Raw genomic sequence first — 21,873 nt, 5'->3', positions numbered from 1 at the left:
CGTTGACTTCGCGACGGCGGATCGCTGTGGGCGGCACCCGCCTCGTCGCGCTAACCCACGGATCGTATTCTGACACAAAATGGTATTTTGGTATACCAAAGCAAAGGAGGGTCTGCACGTGGTTGGCGCCGGCGACACGTCGATTCGCTCGACCGCCTAGGCGCCGCTAAGCGAGCCTATAGATCGAAGTTGGTCGGCATCAAGACAACGTCACGGATCGTCACCCCACGTTGCCGCGTCAGCATGAAAAGGATCGTCGATGCCACTTCGCTTGCCTCGATGAGGCTGCCCGATTCTTTGGCCTCTTTGAGCTTCTCCTCCGGCCAATCCGCAAGCAATGCGCTGATCACAGGGCCCGGCGAAACCGAGCCGACACGGATACCGTACTTGAACACCTGGCGGCGGACCGTTTGCACGAAACAGTTGATCGCCCATTTCGACGAGGCGTAGACCGGCTCCCATGGCGTAGGGAAATGCGCAGCCAACGAACTCGTCACGACGATATCGCCGGTCCGTCTCTCGATCATATGGGGCAAGACGTCATGTACGTTTTTCATCACGACATTGACGTTCAGGTTCAGCATCCGATCGATCGCATCGGTGTCCGCATCGACCAGATCGCCGCCGACATAAGTGCCCGCGTTGGCGTGCAAGATATCGATCTGCCCGGCCAATTGCAGCGCGCGAGGGACCAGCGCGGCGCAGGCCTTGCTATCGAGCAAATCGACGACCAGCGGGATGGCGCGCTCGCCACGTTCGGCGCAGAGCGCATTCAAGGCAGGCTCGTCGCGGTCCGCCAGCACGACACGCGCGCCGGCCGATAGCAACGCATCGGCGCTCGCCAGACCGATCCCAGACGCCGCGCCTGTCACCAACGCGACCTTGCCGTTCAGTTCTCCTGCCATCGTCTCCGCCTTTTTTGTCGATGTCGCCCGCGAGGGTCAAATAGATCATTTGCTCATATGACGATCAAATGATCTTATGCGCCGGATCGGTTGTCAAGGCGAAGCGCAGCAACCACGAACGGATGCGATGTCGGCCGTCGGGGAAAGGGGCATGCGGCAACTCATCAAAAACGGGGCACGATCAATACGCTCAAAATGTTCGTTTTCGAAATTCCAATGTTCGATTTTTTTCGGTAACATTCGCAAAACGGCATTTCGCGCGCGATTTCGATCAGGAGACGTTCAATGTGTGCAACGCAGGTAGTGGATCTGCTCGTCGTCGGGGGCGGGATCAACGGGGCGGGCATCGCACGCGATGCCGCCGGTCGCGGGCTCTCCGTGCTGCTTTGCGAGCAGGACGATCTGGCGGCGCATACGTCGTCTTCAAGCACCAAGCTGATCCATGGGGGCTTGCGCTACCTCGAGTACCGCGAGTTCGGACTCGTACGCAAGGCGCTACAAGAACGCGAGACATTGCTCGCCGCCGCGCCGCACATCATTCGGCCGCTTCGCTTCGTGATGCCCCACATGCCGAACCTGCGCCCGGCATGGCTGATTCGAACGGGGTTGTTTTTGTACGACCATCTCGCCCGGCGCAAACGCCTGGCCGGCTCTGGCGGGATCGATATGCGCCGCCATCCGGCCGGCGCGCCGCTCGTGGATTCGATCTCGCGCGGCTTCGTCTACTCGGACGGCTGGGTCGACGACGCTCGGCTCGTCGTGCTCAACGCGCTCGATGCGAGCGAGCGCGGCGCGAACGTACTAACGCGTACCAAGCTCGTGAACGCGGCGCGCAAAGGCGACCAGTGGCATGCGCAATTGCGGCTTGAGGACGGCACTACGATGGAGGTTCGCGCACGCGCGATCGCCAACGCTGCCGGGCCGTGGGTCAGCGAATTGCTTACCGGGGCTCTCGGCCGCAAAGCTCAGCATGAGATTCGGCTCGTGAAGGGTAGCCACATCGTCACGCGGCGCCTGTTCGACCACGATCACGCTTACATTTTCCAAAACCCGGATAAGCGCATCATCTTCGCCATTCCCTACGAGCGCGACTTCACGCTGATCGGCACAACCGACGTCGAGTATCGAAACGACCCGGCGCAGGTCGTGATCGACGACGCGGAAACCCGCTATCTGTGCGAATCGATCAACCGCTACTTCAAGCGGAACATTTCGCCGCGCGACGTCTGCTGGACTTACTCGGGCGTCCGTCCGCTGCTGCAAGAGGAAGACACCGATAACCCGTCCGCCGCCACGCGCGACTACAAGCTCGAACTCGAAGCGGCTGCGGGCCAGGCTCCGCTCTTATCGGTCTTTGGCGGCAAGATCACGACGTTCCGCAAGCTCGCCGAGCAAGCCGTCGATACGTTGACACATGCACTCGGGCATCGCGCCGCATCTTGGACCGCGGACGCGCCGCTGCCGGGCGGCGACATCGACGACGCAAATTTCGAACCCTTCGCGAAACGATTCGCCACTCGCCATGCATGGTTGCCGGCCGCGCTGGCGCTGCGTTATGCGCACGCCTACGGCACGCGCGCCGACAAAATGCTGTCCGGTGCGCGCTCGCTCGCGGATCTCGGCCGCCGGTTCGCCCCCGACCTGTACGAAGCGGAGCTGCGCTATCTGCGCGACGTCGAATGGGCGCGTAGTGCCGAGGACGTGCTATGGCGCCGCACGAAGCTCGGGCTTCACATCGACGCCGCGCAACTCGGACGCGTGACACGCGATATCGATGCGTGGCTCGCCCCCGAGCAGGTGGCAGCGGCCGCCACGATTTGAGGGCGTGACGGCAACACTTGCAGGCCGCCCTGCAACATAGGGCGCGGGCAATCGAACGACCCGCGCCTAATACAAAAACACATGGAGCGTAGACAAATGCAGGACCAGTACATCCTCGCCCTCGATCAAGGGACGACGAGCTCGCGTGCGATTTTGTTCGATCGCGAAGGCAAGATCGTTTCGGTCGCCCAAAAAGAATTTCGTCAAATCTATCCGCAACCCGGCTGGGTCGAGCACGACCCGCACGAGATTTGGTCCACGCAGACAGGCGTCGCGACCGAATGCGTGATGCGCGCCGGATTGAGCAGCCAATCGATCGCCGCGATCGGCATCACGAATCAGCGCGAGACGACGATCGTGTGGGACCGAGAAACGGGCCAGCCCATCTACAACGCGATCGTCTGGCAGGACCGCCGCACAGCGCAGATGTGCGAAGCCCTCAAGGCACGCGGCCTCGAAGAAACGGTGCGCGCGAAAACCGGGTTGCCGATCGACGCCTACTTCTCGGCGACCAAGATCCGCTGGATTCTCGATAACGTACCGGGCGCCCGCGAGAAAGCGCGGCTCGGCAAGCTCGCGTTCGGTACCGTCGACAGTTGGCTCCTCTGGAACTTCACGAACCACGAAGTCCATGCGACGGACGCAACGAACGCATCGCGCACGATGCTGTTCAATCTCCATACGCGCGAGTGGGACAACGAACTGCTCGATCTCTTCGAGATTCCGCGCAACATGCTTCCGCAAGTCAAGGGTTCGTCGGAAATCTACGGCTACACGAAGACGCCTGTGTTCGAGTCGAAGATCGCCCTCGCGGGTATCGCGGGCGATCAGCAAGCCGCCCTATTCGGCCAGATGTGTACGCGCTCGGGGATGGTCAAGAACACCTACGGCACAGGCTGCTTCTTGATGATGAACACGGGCGGCACGCCGATCCCCTCCAAGAACAATCTCGTCACGACGCTCGCCTGGCAAATCGGCGACCGTGTCGACTACGCGCTCGAAGGCAGTATTTTCATCGCCGGCGCCGTAGTGCAATGGCTGCGCGACGGACTGGGCATCATCAAAAGCGCCCAAGACGTCCAGACACTCGCGGAGAGCGTCCCGCATAGCGACGGCGTCTACCTCGTTCCCGCATTCGCGGGCCTCGGTGCCCCGCATTGGAATGCGCACGCACGAGGATCGTTGTTCGGCACGACGCGAGGCACCAGCGATGCGCATATCGCACGCGCAGCGCTCGACGCGATCGCGTATCAATCGCTTGGCGTGCTCAAAGCCATGGAGGCGGATGCCGGCCTCAAGATCCATGAGTTGCGCGTGGACGGCGGCGCCACGGCAAACGATCTGTTGATGCAATTTCAAGCCGACATCCTCGGCGCCGACGCCGTGCGACCCAAGATCAGCGAGACGACGGCGCTCGGCGCAGCTTATCTCGCCGGTCTCGCCGTCGGATATTGGCGCGACATCGACGAACTTCAGACGCAATGGGCGCTCGACCGACGGTTTTCGCCCTCGCTGGGCGCATCGGAAGTCGAGACCCGCTTGGCAGGCTGGCACCGTGCAGTGCGGGCCACCGAGGCATGGGCGCAGGAAGCCGGATGAGACCGGCTAGCATTCACCGATAGCGATCGACCGTTTCGCAGTTGAACCACACGAACCATTAAATTAGCACTCCTAATCGACATGACAAGAAATCGTGCCACCAAGATCGTCGCGACGCTGGGCCCCGCCAGCTCCGAGCAAGCGGTCATCGACGCGCTGCATCAGGCCGGCGCCGACCTCTTTAGGTTGAACTTCAGCCACGGCAGCTACGAAGACCACGCAGCCAGGCTGAAGCTGATCCGCGAGATCGAGGCACGCAACGAGCGTCCGATCGGCGTGCTGCTCGATTTGCAAGGCCCGAAGCTGCGGATCTCCACGTTCCAAAACGGTCGCGCGGAGCTGTCGGCCGGCGCGCCGTTCGTCTTCGATCAAAATCCGGCGCCGGGCGACAGTGAGCGTGTATGTCTGCCGCATCCGGAGATATTCGCGGCGGCGGGCGTCGGCGACATCTTGCTCGTCAACGACGGTCTTCTGCGCTTCAAGGTCACCGACGTCTCGCTGACGAGAATCGTCACCGAGGTCGTGATAGGCGGCGTGATTTCGGATCGGAAGGGCGTCAATGTGCCGAGCGTCGCACTGCCGCTGCCCGCCCTCACCGCCAAGGACCGCGCGGACCTCGAGTTCGGGCTCGCGCAAGGTGTCGATTGGATCGCACTGTCGTTCGTCCAGCGCCCCGAAGACCTCCATGAAGCGCGATCGTTGATCGGCACGCGCGCCAAGCTCATCGCCAAGGTGGAAAAGCCCTCGGCCGTTGCGCGCATCGAAGAAATCATCGACGCGGCCGATGCGATCATGGTGGCGCGGGGCGATCTCGGCGTCGAGTTGCCGCCCGAAACCATACCGGCGATTCAAAAGCGCATCGTGCGACTGTGCCGGGAGGCGGGCAAGCCCGTCATCGTGGCGACGCAAATGTTGGAATCGATGGTGAACTCGGCCACGCCGACGCGCGCCGAAGCCTCCGACGTCGCCACCGCCGTCTACGACGGCGCGGACGCGGTCATGCTGTCGGCGGAATCGGCCTCGGGCAAATACCCGATCGAAGCGGTCTCGATGATGAACCGCATTCTCGAGCATACGGAGTCGGATCCGTCGTATCGCCAACTGATGCATGCGGTGGCCCCGCTCGATAGCGCGGACACGACCGACGCGATCGGCGCCGCCATCCGAACGATCACCGGCGTGATGCCCGTTTGCGCCACCGTGACCTATACGACTTCGGGCGCCACCGCCTTGCGCGTGGCTCGCGAACGGCCCGTCTCCCCCATCCTCAGTCTGACGCCGAACAAGGTGGTCGCTCGCCAATTGGCGCTGTCATGGGGTATCAGCTCGTTCGAGATCGACGACGCTCACACGGCGGAAGACATGGTGTCGAAAGCAAGCGCTACCGCGCAATCGCACGGATTTACACAAGCGAGCAAACCCATTCTGATCGCAGCCGGCATGCCTTTCGGCACACCGGGGTCGACGAACCTGCTGCGTGTCGTCTGGCCCACCGGGCAGTGACGCGTCGCTTTGCAAAGCATCGCGAAATTCTTAAAGGACATCACATGACCACGGAGACGGGTGTGGCGGACGTATTTTGGCGCGAAGACGAGATCCCCGAAGCGTGCCGGATCGGTGCGCCCTTGCATCAAGACAGCCTACTCATCGATGGCGAGCTCGTACGTTGGAAGGGCGCTACGCGCTCCATTCGTTCGGCGATCGTCGTAGGCGACGCGAACGGCGCTTTTGCCCCGCAGACGCTTGGCAGCGTACCCGACGCGGGCTTGCCGGAAGCGCTTTCCGCCTTGTCGGCCGCCGAAGCGGCCTATGACAACGGCCGAGGAATCTGGCCGACGATGCGCGTCGCGCAGCGGATCGCCTGCGTCGAGGAATTCACCCGTCAAATCCTAGCGAAGCGCACCGAGATCGTTAGGCTGATCATGTGGGAGATCGGCAAGACGCTCAAGGACTCGGAGAAAGAATTCGATCGCACGATCGCCTATATCCGAGACACGATCGCCGAACTGAAGAAGCTCGACAACGCCGGTTCGCAGTTTCAAATCGTAGAGGGAACGCTGGGGCAGATCCGCCGGTCTCCGCTGGGCATCGCATTGTGCCTGGGACCCTATAACTACCCCATGAACGAAACGTTCACTACGCTGATCCCGGCGTTGATCATGGGCAACGTCGTTCTGCTGAAACCGCCCCGCTTCGGTGTTCTGCTTTACGCGCCGATGCTCGAGGCAATGCGGACCGCTTTTCCTCGCGGCGTGATCAACATGCTCTACGGCAGTGGGCACGAGATCGTCCCCGCCTTGATGGAAACGGGCAAGATCAACGTCCTTGCGCTTATCGGCTCGAGCCGCGTTGCAGACCAGTTGAAGAAGTCGCACCCGAAATCGAACCGGCTGCGTGCCGTGCTCGGCCTCGATGCAAAGAACGCGGCGATCGTGCTTCCCGATGCCGATCTCGACGTGGCCGTGCGCGAATGCGTGGCCGGCGCACTATCTTTCAACGGCCAACGCTGTACCGCGATCAAAATGATCCTGGTTCACAGCTCGATTGCGAAAGCGTTCGTCGAACGGATGGCGGCCGAAGTCAATGCGCTCAAGCGGGGCATGCCCTGGGAAGACGGGGTCGTCATTACGCCATTGCCCGATAAGGGGAAATGCGACTACCTGAGCGAATGCGTGCGCGATGCGGTGGCGCACGGGGCGTCGGTCGTCAATGAAGGCGGAGCAACGCTAACGGAAACGCTGTTTCATCCCGCGGTCGTCTATCCCGTCAACGCTTCGATGAAGATTTATCGCGAAGAGCAGTTCGGCCCGATCGTGCCGATCGCTCACTTCGACGATATCGAAGAGACGCTGAATTACGTCATCACGTCGGATTACGGCCAGCAGGTCAGTCTATTCGGGCGTGAGCCGTCGACGATTGCCGCGTTGGTCGACGCGCTTGCGAATCAAGTCTGCCGGATCAATCTCAATACGCAGTGTCAGCGAGGACCGGATGCATTTCCGTTTGCCGGACGCAAGGATTCGGCAGAAGGGACGCTTTCCGTCCACGACGCATTGCGCGCGTTCTCCATTCGCTCCATGGTTTCGACGAAAGTCGATGAAGCCGGTAAGCAACTGATCGGCGCGATCGTGCAATCGAACGCAAGCCGGTTCATCAATACGAACTTCATTCTTTAAACTTTCGAGTCGATTGCGTTCCGGGCGCACGATCGGGGTATCTTCGATCGGCGCTCGGCTTCCTATCGTCGACGATACTTTGCTCGTGCCGTGCGCAAACGACAAAAGTCATCGCCGCTGCCTCGACGCCAGATCGTCGAGACGTTGCTGGCGGCTCATCTCTCGCTCGTCGCATGCCGCACCGGGCGAGGAAGCAAACACCTGCTGTTCGAACTCGTGCATGCCACCTACCTCTCGTACATTCTATGGACTCAAGGGTACGGCGAAGCCGAACACGCTATTTTCTCGGCGGCGGAAGCTAGGCTCGACAACGCGGCCCGACACGGATACGAGACCGATAGCTGGATCATCGAACCCGATACGGAAGATGCGCTGCGGCCCGTATTAGCCGTCTATGATCGCCAAGTCAGCACCGTCTCGATCGCGGTTCTGATAGAGGCCAAAGGGAAACTCAGGCAGCTATTCGCCCGCGAGGGCGCTCGGCAAGAAACGCATTCAGTCGCAGCTTGAATGTCGCACGGGGCGGCTTCTCGTTCGACATCGAACGGGGAATCGCCGACAATGGCTCGGATAGAAACCTTTTAATCTCTATCCTCGCCTTTATGAATGCTACGTCTCCTGTTGCGCTCGTCACGGGTTCCACATCGGGCATCGGCGCCGCGATCGCTCGCCGGCTCTCGATGGAAGGCTTCTCGGTGGTCCTGCATTCGAAGCAGTCGGTCGAGCCGGGTCTCGCGCTCGCACGGGAACTCGGATCCGCGATTTACGTACAAGCCGATCTTGCGCATGACGGCGATCGAGCAAGGCTCATTGACGAAGCGACCGCCGCCTGGGGACGACTCGACGTTTTAGTGAATAACGCGGGTATTAGTCGCGTCATTCCGCACGCTGACTTGGCGGCGGCCACGCCTGACGTATGGCATGAGTTGCACGAAACGAATGTCGTTGCACCGTTTCGCCTCGTAGCGCTCGCACAGCCGGCGTTACGCGAAGCCGCTAAACGTGGAAGGCCGGGTTGCGTCGTCAACGTCAGCTCGCACGCTGGCGTTCGGCCGAAAGGTGCATCAATCCCTTATGCCGCGACGAAAGCGGCACTCAACCACGTAACGCGGTTGCTTGCCCTCTCGCTCGCTCCCGAGATACGGGTGAACGCCGTGGCGCCAGGCCTTGTGGATACGCCGCTGACGGCCGATTGGACGGACGCGCAGCAACTTTGGAAGGAGCGCTCCCCGATGCGGCGCGCTGCTACCCCGGAGGATATTGCGCAAGCCGTTGCTTTGCTCGTCGCTTCCGATTATCTGACCGGCGAAATCTTGCTTTCGGATGGCGGACTGAATCTGACATAGCCCGCCTACGGATCGCTTCGCTAACGCAGTCGGTGCTTTTCGTGGATACTGCGCGTTCGTGGCAATAAATACCATCGGAGCCTTGCCACCGGCCCATCGATTTCAGGAGGATTCATGTTCGATCACGTCGCAATTGGAGTGAGCGACTACGAAGCTAGCAAAGCATTTTTCCTAAAGGCTCTCGAACCGTTGGGTGTCAAGGTTGTCTCCGAGGGGTCGCTGGGAGTCGAGATGAGCAACGACGGTCAGACGTCCCTATGCCTGGGCCCGGCCAAGGAAACGCCTGCTCGCCTTCATTTGGCGTTCACCGCGGAGCGTCGCGAGCAAGTCGACGCTTTTTATCGCGCGGCGCTAGAAGCGGGCGGCAAAGACAACGGCGCCCCCGGCCTGCGGCCACAGTACCACGCGACTTATTACGCGGCCTTCGTTATCGGCCCCGATGGACACAACGTCGAAGTGGTTTGCCATAAGGCGGAGGCTTAGGCGCTTCTCCGGAAGAAACGTCCGTAGTTGGGGCAACCGCCTCCTACGATCGGATCAGACGTCGCAACAACACGAGGCCAAGATGCGGGTTCTGGATGTCGGACCGGAAGACACGGAAGCGGTCAGTGCGCTAATCCACTACGTTGTCACACGCAGCCTCAGTCTCGAGAACGATGAGATGTCCGCTGTGCTCGCCAACATCGAAACGAATTTGCACTGGGCACAAGAGCACCGCACCTTAGCCGTCCATCTGAAATACGTCGATGGATCGAAGATCGTCGGCGTTGTGTTGATCAAGGATTTCTGGAATTTGTGCAGCCTTTTCGTCGATCCGGGCTTCCATCGGCGCGGAATCGGCCGCGCATTACTGCTGGAAGGACTGCGGCGCTGCGTTTCCCAGGGTGATCGAGGCTACGTCAAGGTCAATGCGGCGCCGAACGCGGTGCCGTTCTACCACTCGCTTGGCTTTAACAATTTGGATGGCGCTCCCCGGAAAGGCACAAGCATTCCGATGATTTTTCGTTCGAGGACGATGTCGGAAAATCGATGAGTGCGAACCGCTGGAGAGCGAAATGTCATACGAGCACCACAACAAAAACTACATACGCTGGCTACGAGACATCGTCGGCAATCGTCTCATCATCAGCCCATCGGTTGCAGCCGTTATCCACAACGCAAACGGCCACTTGCTTTTGCAAGAAAAATCGTCCGGCGAGATGTGGAGCTTGCCTGCGGGGGGAATCGAGCTCGGAGAGAGTCCACAAGAAGCTATCGTGCGGGAGGTTCGGGAAGAGACGGGATATGACGTCGATATCTGCGGCATCGCCGGCGTGTTCGGCGGACGCGCCTTCAGATATACCTATCCGAACGGTGACCGCGTCGAATACAACGTCACCCTATTCCGCTGCAAGATCATCGGGGGCATAGGCTCTTTTACAGACCCAGAAACCGCCTCCATTCGGTATTTCCCCAAACAAGAGATGCCCGAACTTGCACTTCCTTATCCAATAGACGAACTCTTCCGCCCATTTTGACGCTCTCTCGTCCAGCGGCGCCCCAATAAGACATATAGGTCTATTGACCGAAACAATCCCAGCCGGCTAGGATTGCCCTTATGTCTATGCAAAGCATTCCACTCTCGATGCTAACGCGCGCATGTTGTTGTCCGAACATGCCGGAGGGGAAGTTGCGTCTAGCAACTTAGCGACACGTCACAGATCACCTTCTGGCCGCCCGTTGAAAAACCGGCGGCCTTTTTGTTATTGGAGACAATCGATGCCGCTTGCGCTGTATGACACCTGGTCGCGCACCGTGCGCCCGTTCACGCCCATTCGCCCCGGCCAGGTAGGGATGTATTGCTGCGGCCCCACAGTCTATGACCACGCGCATATCGGCAACCTACGAACCTACCTGTTCGAGGACGTCTTGCGCCGCACCCTCATACGCAACGGCTACGAAGTTCGGCACGTCGTCAACATCACGGACGTCGGGCATTTGACCTCCGACGCCGACGAAGGCGAAGACAAGATGGAGAAAGGCAGCCGCCGAACCGGCGAATCGGCATGGGCCATCGCTCGTCACTACACCGACGCATTCGTCGCCGACTGGCACGCGCTCAATCTTCTCGAGCCCTCGACGTGGTGCCGCGCGACCGATCATATCGGCGAACAAATCGCCTTTATCGGCGAACTCGAGCAAGCGGGATACGTCTACCGAACCGACGACGGCCTGTACTTCGATACGAGCAAGCAAGACGATTACGGATACCTCGCGCGACTCGATCGCGAAGGCCTACAAGCGGGCAAACGCGTCTCGCTAGGTGCAAAGAGAAACATCACGGACTTCGCACTGTGGAAGTTCAGCCCGCCTGACGTGAAACGCCAAATGGAATGGGAAAGCCCCTGGGGCCGAGGCTTCCCCGGGTGGCATATCGAATGTTCGGCGATGTCGGCGAAGTACCTTGGCGCTTGGTTCGACATCCATTGCGGGGGCGAGGATCACATCGCCGTACATCACAGCAATGAAATCGCACAGACGCAGGCAGCCCACGGCACTCGGCTCGCGAATTTTTGGATGCACGGTCATTTCTTGACGCTCGATGCTCAAACCAAGATGTCGAAATCGAGCGGCGATTTCATCCGCCTTCAGACACTGGAGAGCCGGAACGTCGATCCGCTGGCCTACCGTTATCTTTGCCTGACGGCGCATTACCGTAGCAAACTCAATTTCAGTTGGGCAGCGCTCGACGCCGCGCAAACGGCCCTCACGCGATTGCGCGACCATTATTTGAGTTGGCCCGAGGGAGGTGCCATCGATAACGCGTTCGCGGCGCGCTTCGATGCGAACGTCAACGAGGATTTGAATCTCCCCCGAGCGCTAGCCGTCGTTTGGGAACTCGTCAAAAGCGATCTGCCGCCCGCGACGCTGAAAGCGACCCTCGACAGCTTCGATGCGGTGCTCGGGCTCGGTTTGCGCGATTGGAAGCCCATAGTGTCCGACATCCCCGGCGATATCGAGGCGTTGCTCAATGAGCGTGCACAAGCGAGAACGGATAAGGATTGGGCAAAAGCGGATCGCCTTCGCGCAACGCTCATGACGCTCGGCTGGAAGGTGGAGGACGGCAAGGAGGGCCAACGCGCGACCAAAATCGCGATGGAGCTCGCATAAGCCGGCGCCGATCGGCAGTGTGCCGAAGCGAATCGAGGGGACCGCTTGAGTCGTGCGGCTCCCTCGTCTAGCCCCCCGCCTAACCTTACGCTCCGCTCAAGCGTGGACGAAGTGCGAAAGCCAATGGGAAGATAACGAGCGCCGTGATGGCAGTCGCAATGGTCGCTCCGGGTGCGCCGATTCGGTCTCCCAGGAAACCGTAAGCGATCGGCGCGAGCGCCCCGGACGCGATCACGCCGGTATAAAACAACGCAAACGCCCGCTCGGTGCGATCGACCGATGTCAACTCGGGAACCGTGCCGTAAAGAATCGACGAGGTACCGTTGAGCATCACGCCAAGCAAAGGCAATAGGATCAGCGTCGGCGTCAACGGCAGAAAAACCGTCGCGAAAATCAGCGCTGCCGTACCGCCTTCCGTTGCAAGCACCGTCCCAATCACACCCACGCGCGCCCCGAGCCATCCACACGTGAACTTGCCGGCCGCACCGCCGATAAAAACCAGTGCGAGCGCCGTGCCCATCATCGGTCGCGATATCCCTTTCGCCGTCAAGAGAAACGGGAGGAACGTGAGCAAACCCATTCGCACAGCGGTATCGAGCACGCCGATCGCGAACAGCAATGAGAACCCCGAGCCCGAGCCGTCGCGCGTTTGCGTCGACGCTTCATCGACGGGGAACGCCTCTCTAGGCACCGAAGGGAGAAAAAGTGCAATCACCATCGCGACGAGCGCACCCACGATCGACATCGCCCAGAGCGCATGGCGCCAAGGCATAACGGTAATGAGCAAAGAGATTGCCGCCGGAAGTGCGGACTTTCCGAGATCGCCCGAAAAATTGTAAATACTAAGCGGCCCGCGCGCATCGCGGCCATAGACGCGCGAGATCGCCCCCGAAGCCAACGGGTGCTGCGTGCTCGAGCCTGCGCCCGAAATAGCGAGCGCGATACATAAGCCGATCAACGTGCCCGACATCCCCGCGACCGCATAGCCCAGCGCCGCCAAGAACGTTCCGATCGCAAGCGTCGCGCGCGTGCCGATACGACCGGCGACACGGCCCGCCGGCAATTGCAACGCCGCCATCGCGCCGGCATACAGGCCGCGCAACACGGCCAACGCCCCATAGCCGAGTCCGAAGTCCGCCTGCCAAACCGGCAGCAATGCGTAGATCATGTCGGTATAGCCATCATGCAGCGCATGCGCCAGACACGAAAGCGACAATACGCGCGAACGCGAAACGGGACCCGCCTCACCGGCTCGATCGCCCATGCTCGTCGTCGCACCGGAAAAAGAAAAAAGTCTCATGGTTCAACCGCATCGCACAAGCACGGGCTGGGGCGAAGACTCGGCGTTCCGAAATGGGATGCTTGTAGTCTAAGTGCGCCGCCAATGAACCGCAATCAACGTAAAATTGAGTCACCCGGGATAAAAAGTCACGGCATGACCAAAGACAAACGCACAAGCATGGACGCGGAAAGATTGCCCCCCTTGAATGCGCTGCGGCATTTCGAGGCCGTCGCGCGTTTGGGAAGTTTCGCGGCCGCGGCGAACGATCTTCACGTCACACACTGGGCAGTCGGCAAACAGATTCGATTGCTGGAAGACTGGTTCGGCGTGCCGCTCTTCGAGCGCCGTCCACGCGGCGTCGTTCCCACCGACCAAGGCGCCGCGCTCCTGAACGACGTCAACGGCGCATTTGCACGCCTCAGTCATTCAGTGACTCAGTTACGCCATGAGTCGGTGTCCCGACGCATAACGGGCGTCGTGCGCGTCAACGTGCTGCCGAGCTTCGCGCTGTACTGGCTCATGCCCCGGCTCGCGGAATTTCAAACGGACTTCCCCGACATCGACGTCCGAGTCTCGACAACTTCGCGCAAGCTCCGCTACGTCGGCGATGCCTTCGATATCGGCGTGCGCTCGGGCCGCGAAGACGCCGCCGGTCTCACGTCGACCACGTTGATGCCCGATATGCGTCTACCGGCGTGCAGTCCGGCCGTCCTGCGCAGCCGGCCGATCGCGACTGTCGCCGATCTGCGCAACCACACGCTCCTGCACTCAACGACCACTCGCACGGCTTGGACCGATTGGTTGCGCCAAGCCGGCGCGCCAGGGTTGCAGGGCAGCCGCCATCTCGACTTCGATCACGTCTTTCTGCAATTGAGCGCTGCCGTAGAAGGCCTCGGCTTGACCTTGGCGTCGCTGCCGCTCATCGAACGCGAAATCGCCGCGGGACGTCTCGTGTGTCCGCTATCGGAGCCCGTATGGCGCGCGCCCGATTACACGCTCGTCGTCAATATCGAGCGTGCGGAGGACAAAGCCGTCCTGGCCTTCAAAAAGTGGATCCTCGCGAAAGCAGCGCCCTTGCGCTCGGAGTCCTCACGGAAGGGAGTCAAACAAAAGGCGCGTCGATAGCAATAGCGATCGCGCGCGTCTCACGCATAAGCGCGATGTAAAGCGTCGACAGCATACCGAAAGGTCACCTTCACGACAGATTCGCATTCGTCATAGACAGTCATTGGCTCGCGCAGATCCGATTCCTGTCTAATAACGATGAGGTGACAACATGCAAGGACGCAGAAGGTGGTCGTACTTGGGCACGGCGGTCACGAGCGCCGTGATCGCCATGGCCGCGGCGCACAACGTGGCACAAGCAAGCGAATTCGGCGGCGATCACGACCATGATCGTGACGCCAAACGCGTCGAGCGCGTGCTGTTGATCAGCATCGACGGTCTCCACGAACAAGACCTCGCGCGTTGCATCGGCGCGAACTCGTGTCCGAACTTGGCGTCCCTCGCGCAATCGGGTATTACCTACACGGGCGCGCATACGCCCGGTCTCTCCGATTCGTTCCCGGGTCTCGCGGCGCTCGTGACGGGCGGCTCGCCGAAGAGCGCCGGCCTCTTCTACGACGTCTCCTACGACCGCACGCTCTATGCGCCGTCGGATACGAATTGCACGGGCAAGCAAGGCTGGAACGTCGTCTTCGACGAAACGACGGGTATCGACGCGCAAAACGGCGGCGCACTGGTTCACCTCGACGGCGGCGGCGCATTCAATCCGCAGGCGATTCCGCACGCGCTCGTCGGCGGCGTCTGTCAGCCCGTCTATCCGCACAACTACGTCAAGACCAACACGATCTTCGAAGTCGTCAAACAGCACATGCCCACGGCGCGCACGGCCTGGGCCGACAAGCACGCTTGGGGCTACGACTGGCTCAATGGACCGTCCGGCCATGGCGTCGACGACCTTGCCCGCACGGAAATCAATTCGATCGATCCGGCGACAAATAGCGATTACACCGACGTTTATACGCACACCGAGAAGTTCGACGCTTTCCACGTCCAGGCGATCTTGAACGAAATCGAAGGCAAGGATTCGACGGGTACGACAAGCGCGGCGGTGCCGACCCTGTTCGGTACGAACTTCCAAACGCTCAGCGTGGCGCAGAAGGCACCCGTCGCCAAGGGCGGCGGCTATCTCGACGCGGACTTCACGCCGGGGCCGCAGGTGGCCGCGGCCATTACGTATGCCGACGCCGCAATCGGGACGATGGTCGAGGCGCTCAAACAGCGCAACCTGTTCTCGAGCACGGCGATCATCGTGACGGCCAAGCACGGTCAATCGCCGACCGACCATACGAAGCTGGTCAAGAACGGCGACACACTCACGAAGCTGCTCGAGGCCAACAACTATCTCGACCCGAACGGCAATTTCGGTCAGAACAACACGGCCTCGGGCAACTTGAACGACGGCACGGGACTTGCCGGAACGGGCTTCGTGCAAACCGACGACGTCGGCCTCATTTGGCTGCGCGATCCCTCGCAACTGAACGCGGCCGTGGCGACCTTGAAAGCGAACTTGGGGTGTAACGCCCCCGGCATTTGCGCAGACGGGCCGCAAGCGTACATTCTGTCCGGTTCGAGCGTCGCGCACCGCTTCGGCAATCCGGCGCTCGGCCGTACGCCCGACATCATCGTGCAGCCGAACCCGGGCGTGATCTACTCGTCGAGCAAGAAGAAGGATGAAGAGCACGGCGGCAACGCACCCGACGATAGCCACCTCGGCTTGCTCGTCTCGCTGCCGGGCATCCATCATGCCCGCACGATCGCGGCGCCGGTCCAAACGACGCAAGTCGCGCCGACCATCTTGCGACTGCTCGATCTGAAGCCGCACTGGCTGCACGCGGTAGAGCGCGAAGGCACGCAGCCGCTGCCGGGCTGCGAACGCGATCGCTAACGAAGTCGATCGGCAACGTCGACGGGCAGCGGTAGACGTACCGGCCGCTGCCCGCTCGATTCGAACTCAGCTTATTGCGCGGCCGCTTGCAACCGGTGCATCAGCGGCTTGAGCGCCGGGTAGAGTTGCTTATAAATATCGAAGCGTTCCCTATACATCGCGTGACGATCCGCGTCCGGCCGAGCCCGCTCGACAAGGTGGACCCATCCGCCTTGCGCGACCTCATGCGATACGAGCTTGACGCCGACGGCGGCGAGCAGCGCCGCGCCCATCGCCGCCTCCACCTCTTCTTCGATCGTCCAAACCGGATAGCCGGTGATGTCCGCGATGATCTGCATCCATAACGGCGAATGCGCCGCGCCGCCGACGACGATCAGCTTGTCGTCGAGCACGTCGGCCCCCTGGCGGCCCGCTTCCATGTTGTGCTTCAGTGCGAACGACACGCCTTCGAGCACGGCGCGATAAAGATGCGCGCGCGTATGCACGAGGTTGAGCCCGATAAAGGCGCCGCTCGCTTTCGCGTCCCAAACCGGGCTGCGTTCGCCCATTAGGTAAGGCAAAAACGTCACGCCTTCCGAGCCGGCTGGGATCGATGCGGCCGCCTCTTCGAGCAATCGGTGGGGATCGCCATGCGGCAACGTACGCGCGACTTCCGTTTCCGCATGACAGAACTGCTCGCGATACCAAGTGACCGAGGCACCCGCGGTGATGGCGCCGCCGAATACATAGAGATCGCGCAGCCCGTTGAACACGTGAGGCATGCTGACAAGGCCGTGCCGCGCGTCGACGTGCTGATGGATATAGCCCCAGCACATGCTCGTGCCGATCATGGCGACATGCTGCCCCGCGCGCGTGGCGCCGGCGGCGAACGTGGCGACGGCCGCATCGACGCCCCCCGCGACAATGGGCGTGCCGGCCGGAAGACCGAGTCGCTCGGTCCATTGCGAAAGCAGTCCGCCGACGACCTCGGTCGATTCGACGAGCCGCTCCGGCATCATCGTCGCCGGGATGCCGAGCAGGTCCAGCGTCGTATCCGACCATTCGCGCCGTGCAACGTCATAGACTCCGCCGATATTGCCGGCCGAACTATGATCGACCGCGATCTCGCCTGTCAGCAGATAGATGACGTAAGCGTTCGGCGGCATGAAGTAGCGCGTATTCGCCCATACGCCGGGGCGATTCTCGCGCAGCCACAACATCTTCGTGAAACCGTAATAGCTATCGACACCGTTGCCCGTAATGTCGAGCAATCGATCGAGATCGACGCGCTCGCGAACCCAATCGACTTCCGCCGTCGCGCGACGATCCATCCAGATCAAGCAAGGGTGCAACGGCCGCATGTCGTTATCGACGGGAATGCCCGATCCGCCGTAAAGGCTGCTGACGCAGACGGCTCGAACGGCCGACGCGTCGATGCCTTGTTCGCCGGCCGCCCGAACGCATTGCGCGATGCACTCGATCACCGCATCGAACCAAACCGAGGGCCATTGCTCGGCCCAAAGCGGCTTCGGCGTGTCGGGCTGATAGGCGGACGAATGCCGGGCGACGATGGCGCCGGTCCCATCGACCAGCAATGCTTTCGTACTTTGCGTGCCGATGTCGATACCAATGACGTATTCCATGTCGATCAAAGGTCCACGTTGTTAGGAAGGATCACCAAATCGCGGATCGTCACGTTGCGAGGCCGGGTCAGCATGTAGAGCACGGCATCCGCGACTTCCACCGGTTGCATCAAGCTGCCTGACGCGAGGGCTTCGTCCATCTTCGCCTTCGGCCAGTCGTCAAGCAAAGCCGTGACGACGGGCCCCGGCGCAACAGCGCCGACGCGAACGCCATGCTTCGACATTTGCCGCCTCGTAGTATGCACGAACGCCTGCACCGCGAACTTCGACGCCGTGTAGATCGGCTCCCAGACGACGGGCACGATGCCGGCAATCGAGCTCGTGAAGACGATGTCGCCCGACTTTTGCGCGATCATGTGCGGCAGCACCGCATGCACCGATCGGAACGCGGCATTGACGTTCAGATTGAGCACGCGGTCCCATTCGTCGGGATTGCCCTCGGCAACGTCGCCGCCGATATAGGCGCCCGCGTTTGCATGAAAAATATCGAGGCCGCCCGCTAAGTCGAGGATTTTCGGCAACAGCGCGGACACTTCCGCACTCCGCAACAGATCCACGGTCAGCGGCAGCGCGCCGGGCCCGAGTTCGGCGCAGCATGCGGCCAGGCGCTCTTTCGCGCGATCGATCAAGACCACCCGCGCGCCCTGCCCGATCAACGCCCGCGCGCACTCCAAGCCGATGCCCGATGCGGCCCCCGTGATAGCCGCGATCTTTCCCTTCAGCGATTCAGACATTCACACCCCTCCTGGGTTTCTCGGTTACGCCCGCCCGTGCGACATGCGGGACTGCCTCGCGAGCGAATCGACGATCACCGCAATGGCAAGCACCGCGCCGGTGATCATGAAGCGCAACGAGGACGATAAGTTCAAGAGCGTCAGGCCGCTCGCGATCGACTGAATCACGATGATGCCGAGCACCGCCGAATAGGCGCTGCCGCGGCCGCCGAACAGGCTCGTGCCGCCGATCACCGCAGCTGCGATGGCGTTCAAGTTGACGTCGCCCGTGCCGGCCTGCTGACTGGCCGAGGCGAGCCGCGCCGCCGTCAGCACGCCGCCGAGCGCGGCGAGACTCGCGCACAGGACGAAGGCGCTTGTATAGATGGCGCCCACCTTGATGCCCGCGCGCCGCGCGGCTTCGTGATTGCCGCCGACGGCATGCATCGAACGACCCCATCGCGTACGCGTCAGCGCGTAGTGCATGACGACGGTAAGCCCGAGGAAGATGCCGAACATCAACGGCACGCCCCGTCCGCGATTCAAGTACGCGACGACGATTTCGAGGAAAACGGACATCGCTGCGCTGCGGATAAGCAAACCCGCGAGAGACGGCACGGACAGATTGACGGCGCGGCGACGCGTCCGCGTCCGCATACCCGCCATCAACATGGCCGCACCCGGCAGCAGGCCAAGCAGATGCGATACGACAGGCGGGATGATCATCAGTTGCCCGAGATCGACGAGCGTCGCCCCATAGGGCAGATTGATCGATCCGGCGGCGCCGAGTACATAGAGCTGCAAGCCGAGAATCGCGAGCAGCCCCGCCAACGTGGAGACGAAGCTCGGCATGCCGAGCCGATTGAAGAGGAGCGCGTACAGTCCTCCCGCTAGTGCGCCGGCAGCAATGGCGATCACGATCGCGAGCCAGACCGGCCAACCGTGATTGACCCATAGCATGCCGACAAGCGCGGAGGCGAAACCGCTCATCGATCCTACGGACAAATCGATCTGACCCACCAGCAGTACGCAGACGATCCCCAGTGAAATCACCCCGACCGTCGAGCAATCGAAGAGCAGATTGACGAGATTGTTCGCGGACAAGAACACCGGATTGAGGCTCGTGAATACGGTCCAAATGAGGATCAACCCCACGATCACCGGCAACGAACCCACGTCGCCCGCGCGTATGCGATCGACGAAGGCGGCAAGGACGTCGCCAACGCCGTCGGCGTGCTTGACGCGGATATCGCTGCGATCGAGCAACGTGCTCGGCGGTGAGGACGCGTGCGTTTCATGCCGAGCGGCATGCTGCGTTCGATTGTTCATGGTCACTCCTTGGCCCGTGCGGCTTGCTCGGCTTGGCGTCGACCGGCGCGCCGCGACACGGCGTTCTCGGTCGCGCCGGTAATCGCGGCGACCAGTTCTTCGTTCGACGAGTCGGGATAGAAAACGCCGTTATTGCGGCCGAGCCGAAGCACGACGATCTTGTCCGCCACGGCACGAACATCCTCCATGTTGTGGCTGATCATGATCACGGCGTGCCCTCGGTCTCGCACCCGTTCGATCAGGTTCAACACTTCGGCGGTCTGCGCAACGCCGAGCGCGGCGGTCGGTTCGTCGAGCATGATCAGCTTGGGGTCGAGCAACAGCGAGCGCGCGATCGCAACCGTTTGGCGTTGTCCACCCGACAGCGAAGCCACGACGTCGCGCACATCGGGGATGCGCGCGCTCAGTTCATTGAGCAGGGTCCAAGCGCGGACTTCCATCGAGATCTCGTCGAGACGCCACGGCGCCGTCTCGCGTCCAAGAAAGATATTGGCGACGACATCGAGGTTTTCGCAGAGCGCGAGATCCTGGAATACCGTCGCGATGCCGAGATCGAGCGCCGTGCCCGGGTTGGAGAGTTCGACTGGCCGGCCGCCGAACGTGATCGTACCGGCGCTCGGTTGATGGACGCCTGCGAGCACTTTGACGAGCGTCGATTTGCCGGCTCCGTTGTCGCCGACTAACGCGACGACTTCGCCGGCATGCACGTCCAGTTCGATATCGGTTAGGGCCGACACGGCCCCGAAGTTTTTGCAGATGCCGCGCAAACTCAGGACGAGTTCGCCCGATTTTGCACGTACCCGATGGTTTTCAGTCATGAGAATGGCACCTCTTCGTTTCGAACGAGCCCGACGCGAGCCGGGCGCATTCGATATCGCCGCGGATCAATGCGAGATCCCTAGCTTTTTGCAGCCGTCCGCATAGCGACCCGAACACAGTTGATCGGCGCCGGCGATGCCTTTGTCGACGACATCCGATTTGATGTTCTTTTGCGTGATGACAGCCGGCTTAAAGAGTTGCGTAGGGGTTTTGAACAGCATCGTCTCGCCCTTCGGCGCTTGGCCCGAGAGGAAGCCCACCGCGACCTTGGCGGCGGCCGCCGCGACGATTTCGCTCGGCTTGAGGATCGTGTTGTATTGATCGCCGGCGATGATCAATTGGAGCCCCGCGAGCGTCGCATCATTGCCCGTTACAGGCGGCACGGGGTTGACGCCCGCCGCCTTGAACGCGGCGATCGTCCCGCCGGCGGTGCCGTCGTTCGCCGCCACGACACCCACGATCTGCGCGCCGAACCGCGTGATTTGCCCGCTCACCCACTGTTGGGCCTTGGGCGGTGCCCAGTCCGGCGTGTCGTACTCCGCGAGCGTCTTGTAGCCGCTACCTTGCAGGCCTTCGTGAATGCCCTTGCGAATGAGCCCCGCGGCCGCATCGGTCGGCGAACCGTTGACCTCTAGCACGCCTCCCTTCGCGGTCGGCACGCCCGTCGCCTTCATATGTTCCACGAGCGACGCGGCTATGGCCTTGCCGATGCCTTCGTTGTCGAACGATACGTAGTAATCGGCCGGCGTCGAAGGAACGGGTCGGTCATAGGCGATCACTTTGACGCCCTGGCTTTGCGCCATGCGCACGAGGGACGCCGCCGCCGTCGAGTCGACCGGGTCGAGCACGATGACCTTGGCCCCTTGCGCGATTGCCGAGTTGAACTGTTGCTGCTGCTGCGCGACGTCGGCGTTCGCGTTCTGGTAAAGCAATTTGCAATCGGGGCAGAGTTTTTTCATGGCTGCCTCGAAGCCGGGAAAATCGTGCTGCTCATACCGAGTCGACGCCTCGTCAGGCATCAAAAAAGCGACCGTTCCACTCGGCGCGGCGAGGGCCGCCGTGCTGCCGATCAGGCTGGACGCTAGGAGGCCGACACCGACTAGCCGGTTTGAAAAGCGCGCCATCGTTTGGAATCGACTCATGTTTGTCTCCGGTTATATG

Annotated in this window: 19 protein-coding genes; 12 read left to right on the top strand and 7 right to left on the bottom strand. The window is 61.5% G+C overall.

The annotated features are described in order from the left end of the window. Positions 1-176: 176 nt before the first annotated feature. The gene (locus AB1286_RS21660; RefSeq protein WP_430365305.1) at positions 177-905 is read right to left on the bottom strand and encodes an SDR family oxidoreductase; all 729 of its coding nucleotides are present in this window, start codon (positions 903-905) and stop codon (positions 177-179) included. 285 nt (positions 906-1,190) lie between these two features. Here AB1286_RS21660 and glpD point away from each other — a divergent pair, with 285 nt between their 5' ends. From glpD to cysS, 10 genes are all read left to right on the top strand, one after another. Then, positions 1,191-2,726, top strand: coding sequence for a glycerol-3-phosphate dehydrogenase (gene glpD / locus AB1286_RS21655; RefSeq protein WP_430365304.1), 1,536 nt, complete (start codon positions 1,191-1,193; stop codon positions 2,724-2,726). Between the two features lie 96 nt (positions 2,727-2,822). After that, complete coding sequence (gene glpK, locus AB1286_RS21650; RefSeq protein WP_430367276.1) at positions 2,823-4,325, top strand: glycerol kinase GlpK; 1,503 nt, start codon at positions 2,823-2,825, stop codon at positions 4,323-4,325. An 81-nt stretch (positions 4,326-4,406) separates the two neighbouring features. Beyond that, positions 4,407-5,828, top strand: a complete 1,422-nt coding sequence (gene pyk / locus AB1286_RS21645) for a pyruvate kinase (RefSeq protein WP_430365303.1) — start codon at positions 4,407-4,409, stop codon at positions 5,826-5,828. A 44-nt stretch (positions 5,829-5,872) separates the two neighbouring features. Continuing rightward, positions 5,873-7,501 (top strand): NADP-dependent glyceraldehyde-3-phosphate dehydrogenase, encoded by a 1,629-nt coding sequence (locus AB1286_RS21640; RefSeq protein WP_430365302.1) that lies wholly within the window; start codon positions 5,873-5,875, stop codon positions 7,499-7,501. A gap of 90 nt (positions 7,502-7,591) precedes the next feature. After that, a complete protein-coding gene (locus AB1286_RS21635; protein WP_430365301.1) occupies positions 7,592-8,011 on the top strand; it encodes a hypothetical protein in 420 nt (139 codons plus the stop codon). 92 nt (positions 8,012-8,103) lie between these two features. Continuing rightward, entirely contained in the window at positions 8,104-8,847 is a 744-nt protein-coding gene (locus AB1286_RS21630; RefSeq protein ID WP_430365300.1) for an SDR family NAD(P)-dependent oxidoreductase, read from the top strand. Positions 8,848-8,961: 114 nt separating this feature from the next. Beyond that, a complete protein-coding gene (locus tag AB1286_RS21625) occupies positions 8,962-9,330 on the top strand; it encodes a VOC family protein (RefSeq protein ID WP_430365299.1) in 369 nt (122 codons plus the stop codon). 187 nt (positions 9,331-9,517) lie between these two features. Next, on the top strand, positions 9,518-9,880 hold the full coding sequence (locus AB1286_RS21620) for a GNAT family N-acetyltransferase (protein WP_430365298.1): 363 nt from the start codon (positions 9,518-9,520) through the stop codon (positions 9,878-9,880). A gap of 22 nt (positions 9,881-9,902) precedes the next feature. Further along, on the top strand, positions 9,903-10,364 hold the full coding sequence (locus tag AB1286_RS21615; protein WP_430365297.1) for an NUDIX domain-containing protein: 462 nt from the start codon (positions 9,903-9,905) through the stop codon (positions 10,362-10,364). 241 nt (positions 10,365-10,605) lie between these two features. Then, complete coding sequence (cysS, locus tag AB1286_RS21610; protein ID WP_430365296.1) at positions 10,606-11,997, top strand: cysteine--tRNA ligase; 1,392 nt, start codon at positions 10,606-10,608, stop codon at positions 11,995-11,997. 85 nt (positions 11,998-12,082) lie between these two features. Here the strand turns inward: cysS and AB1286_RS21605 are convergent, their stop codons facing one another. Beyond that, positions 12,083-13,297 carry an MFS transporter gene (locus AB1286_RS21605; protein ID WP_430365295.1) on the bottom strand — a complete coding sequence of 405 codons (1,215 nt, stop codon included), beginning with the start codon at positions 13,295-13,297 and terminating at the stop codon, positions 12,083-12,085. 135 nt (positions 13,298-13,432) lie between these two features. On the opposite strand from AB1286_RS21605, the gene gcvA reads away from it, so the two are divergent. Both gcvA and AB1286_RS21595 read left to right on the top strand, forming a co-directional pair. Then, positions 13,433-14,404 (top strand): transcriptional regulator GcvA, encoded by a 972-nt coding sequence (gene gcvA, locus AB1286_RS21600; RefSeq protein WP_430365294.1) that lies wholly within the window; start codon positions 13,433-13,435, stop codon positions 14,402-14,404. A 151-nt stretch (positions 14,405-14,555) separates the two neighbouring features. Continuing rightward, on the top strand, positions 14,556-16,229 hold the full coding sequence (locus AB1286_RS21595; protein WP_430365293.1) for an alkaline phosphatase family protein: 1,674 nt from the start codon (positions 14,556-14,558) through the stop codon (positions 16,227-16,229). Between the two features lie 71 nt (positions 16,230-16,300). On the opposite strand, the gene AB1286_RS21590 is transcribed toward AB1286_RS21595, so the two are convergent. The 5 genes from AB1286_RS21590 to AB1286_RS21570 form a co-directional block, all read right to left on the bottom strand. After that, positions 16,301-17,851, bottom strand: a complete 1,551-nt coding sequence (locus AB1286_RS21590; protein WP_430365292.1) for an FGGY-family carbohydrate kinase — start codon at positions 17,849-17,851, stop codon at positions 16,301-16,303. Positions 17,852-17,856: 5 nt separating this feature from the next. Continuing rightward, positions 17,857-18,585, bottom strand: coding sequence for an SDR family oxidoreductase (locus AB1286_RS21585; RefSeq protein WP_430365291.1), 729 nt, complete (start codon positions 18,583-18,585; stop codon positions 17,857-17,859). Between the two features lie 24 nt (positions 18,586-18,609). Beyond that, positions 18,610-19,893 carry a sugar ABC transporter permease gene (locus AB1286_RS21580; protein ID WP_430365290.1) on the bottom strand — a complete coding sequence of 428 codons (1,284 nt, stop codon included), beginning with the start codon at positions 19,891-19,893 and terminating at the stop codon, positions 18,610-18,612. A 2-nt stretch (positions 19,894-19,895) separates the two neighbouring features. Beyond that, positions 19,896-20,711 (bottom strand): ATP-binding cassette domain-containing protein, encoded by an 816-nt coding sequence (locus AB1286_RS21575; RefSeq protein WP_430365289.1) that lies wholly within the window; start codon positions 20,709-20,711, stop codon positions 19,896-19,898. Positions 20,712-20,777: 66 nt separating this feature from the next. Beyond that, a complete protein-coding gene (locus tag AB1286_RS21570; protein ID WP_430367275.1) occupies positions 20,778-21,836 on the bottom strand; it encodes an ABC transporter substrate-binding protein in 1,059 nt (352 codons plus the stop codon). Between the last annotated feature and the right edge of the window lie 37 nt (positions 21,837-21,873).

The organism is Trinickia sp. NRRL B-1857 (assembly GCF_050470685.1).
In the GTDB taxonomy this organism is placed as follows: domain Bacteria; phylum Pseudomonadota; class Gammaproteobacteria; order Burkholderiales; family Burkholderiaceae; genus Trinickia.
The sequence above is the reverse complement of the archived record's forward strand: the minus strand, read 5'-3'. Positions and strand labels throughout refer to the sequence as shown.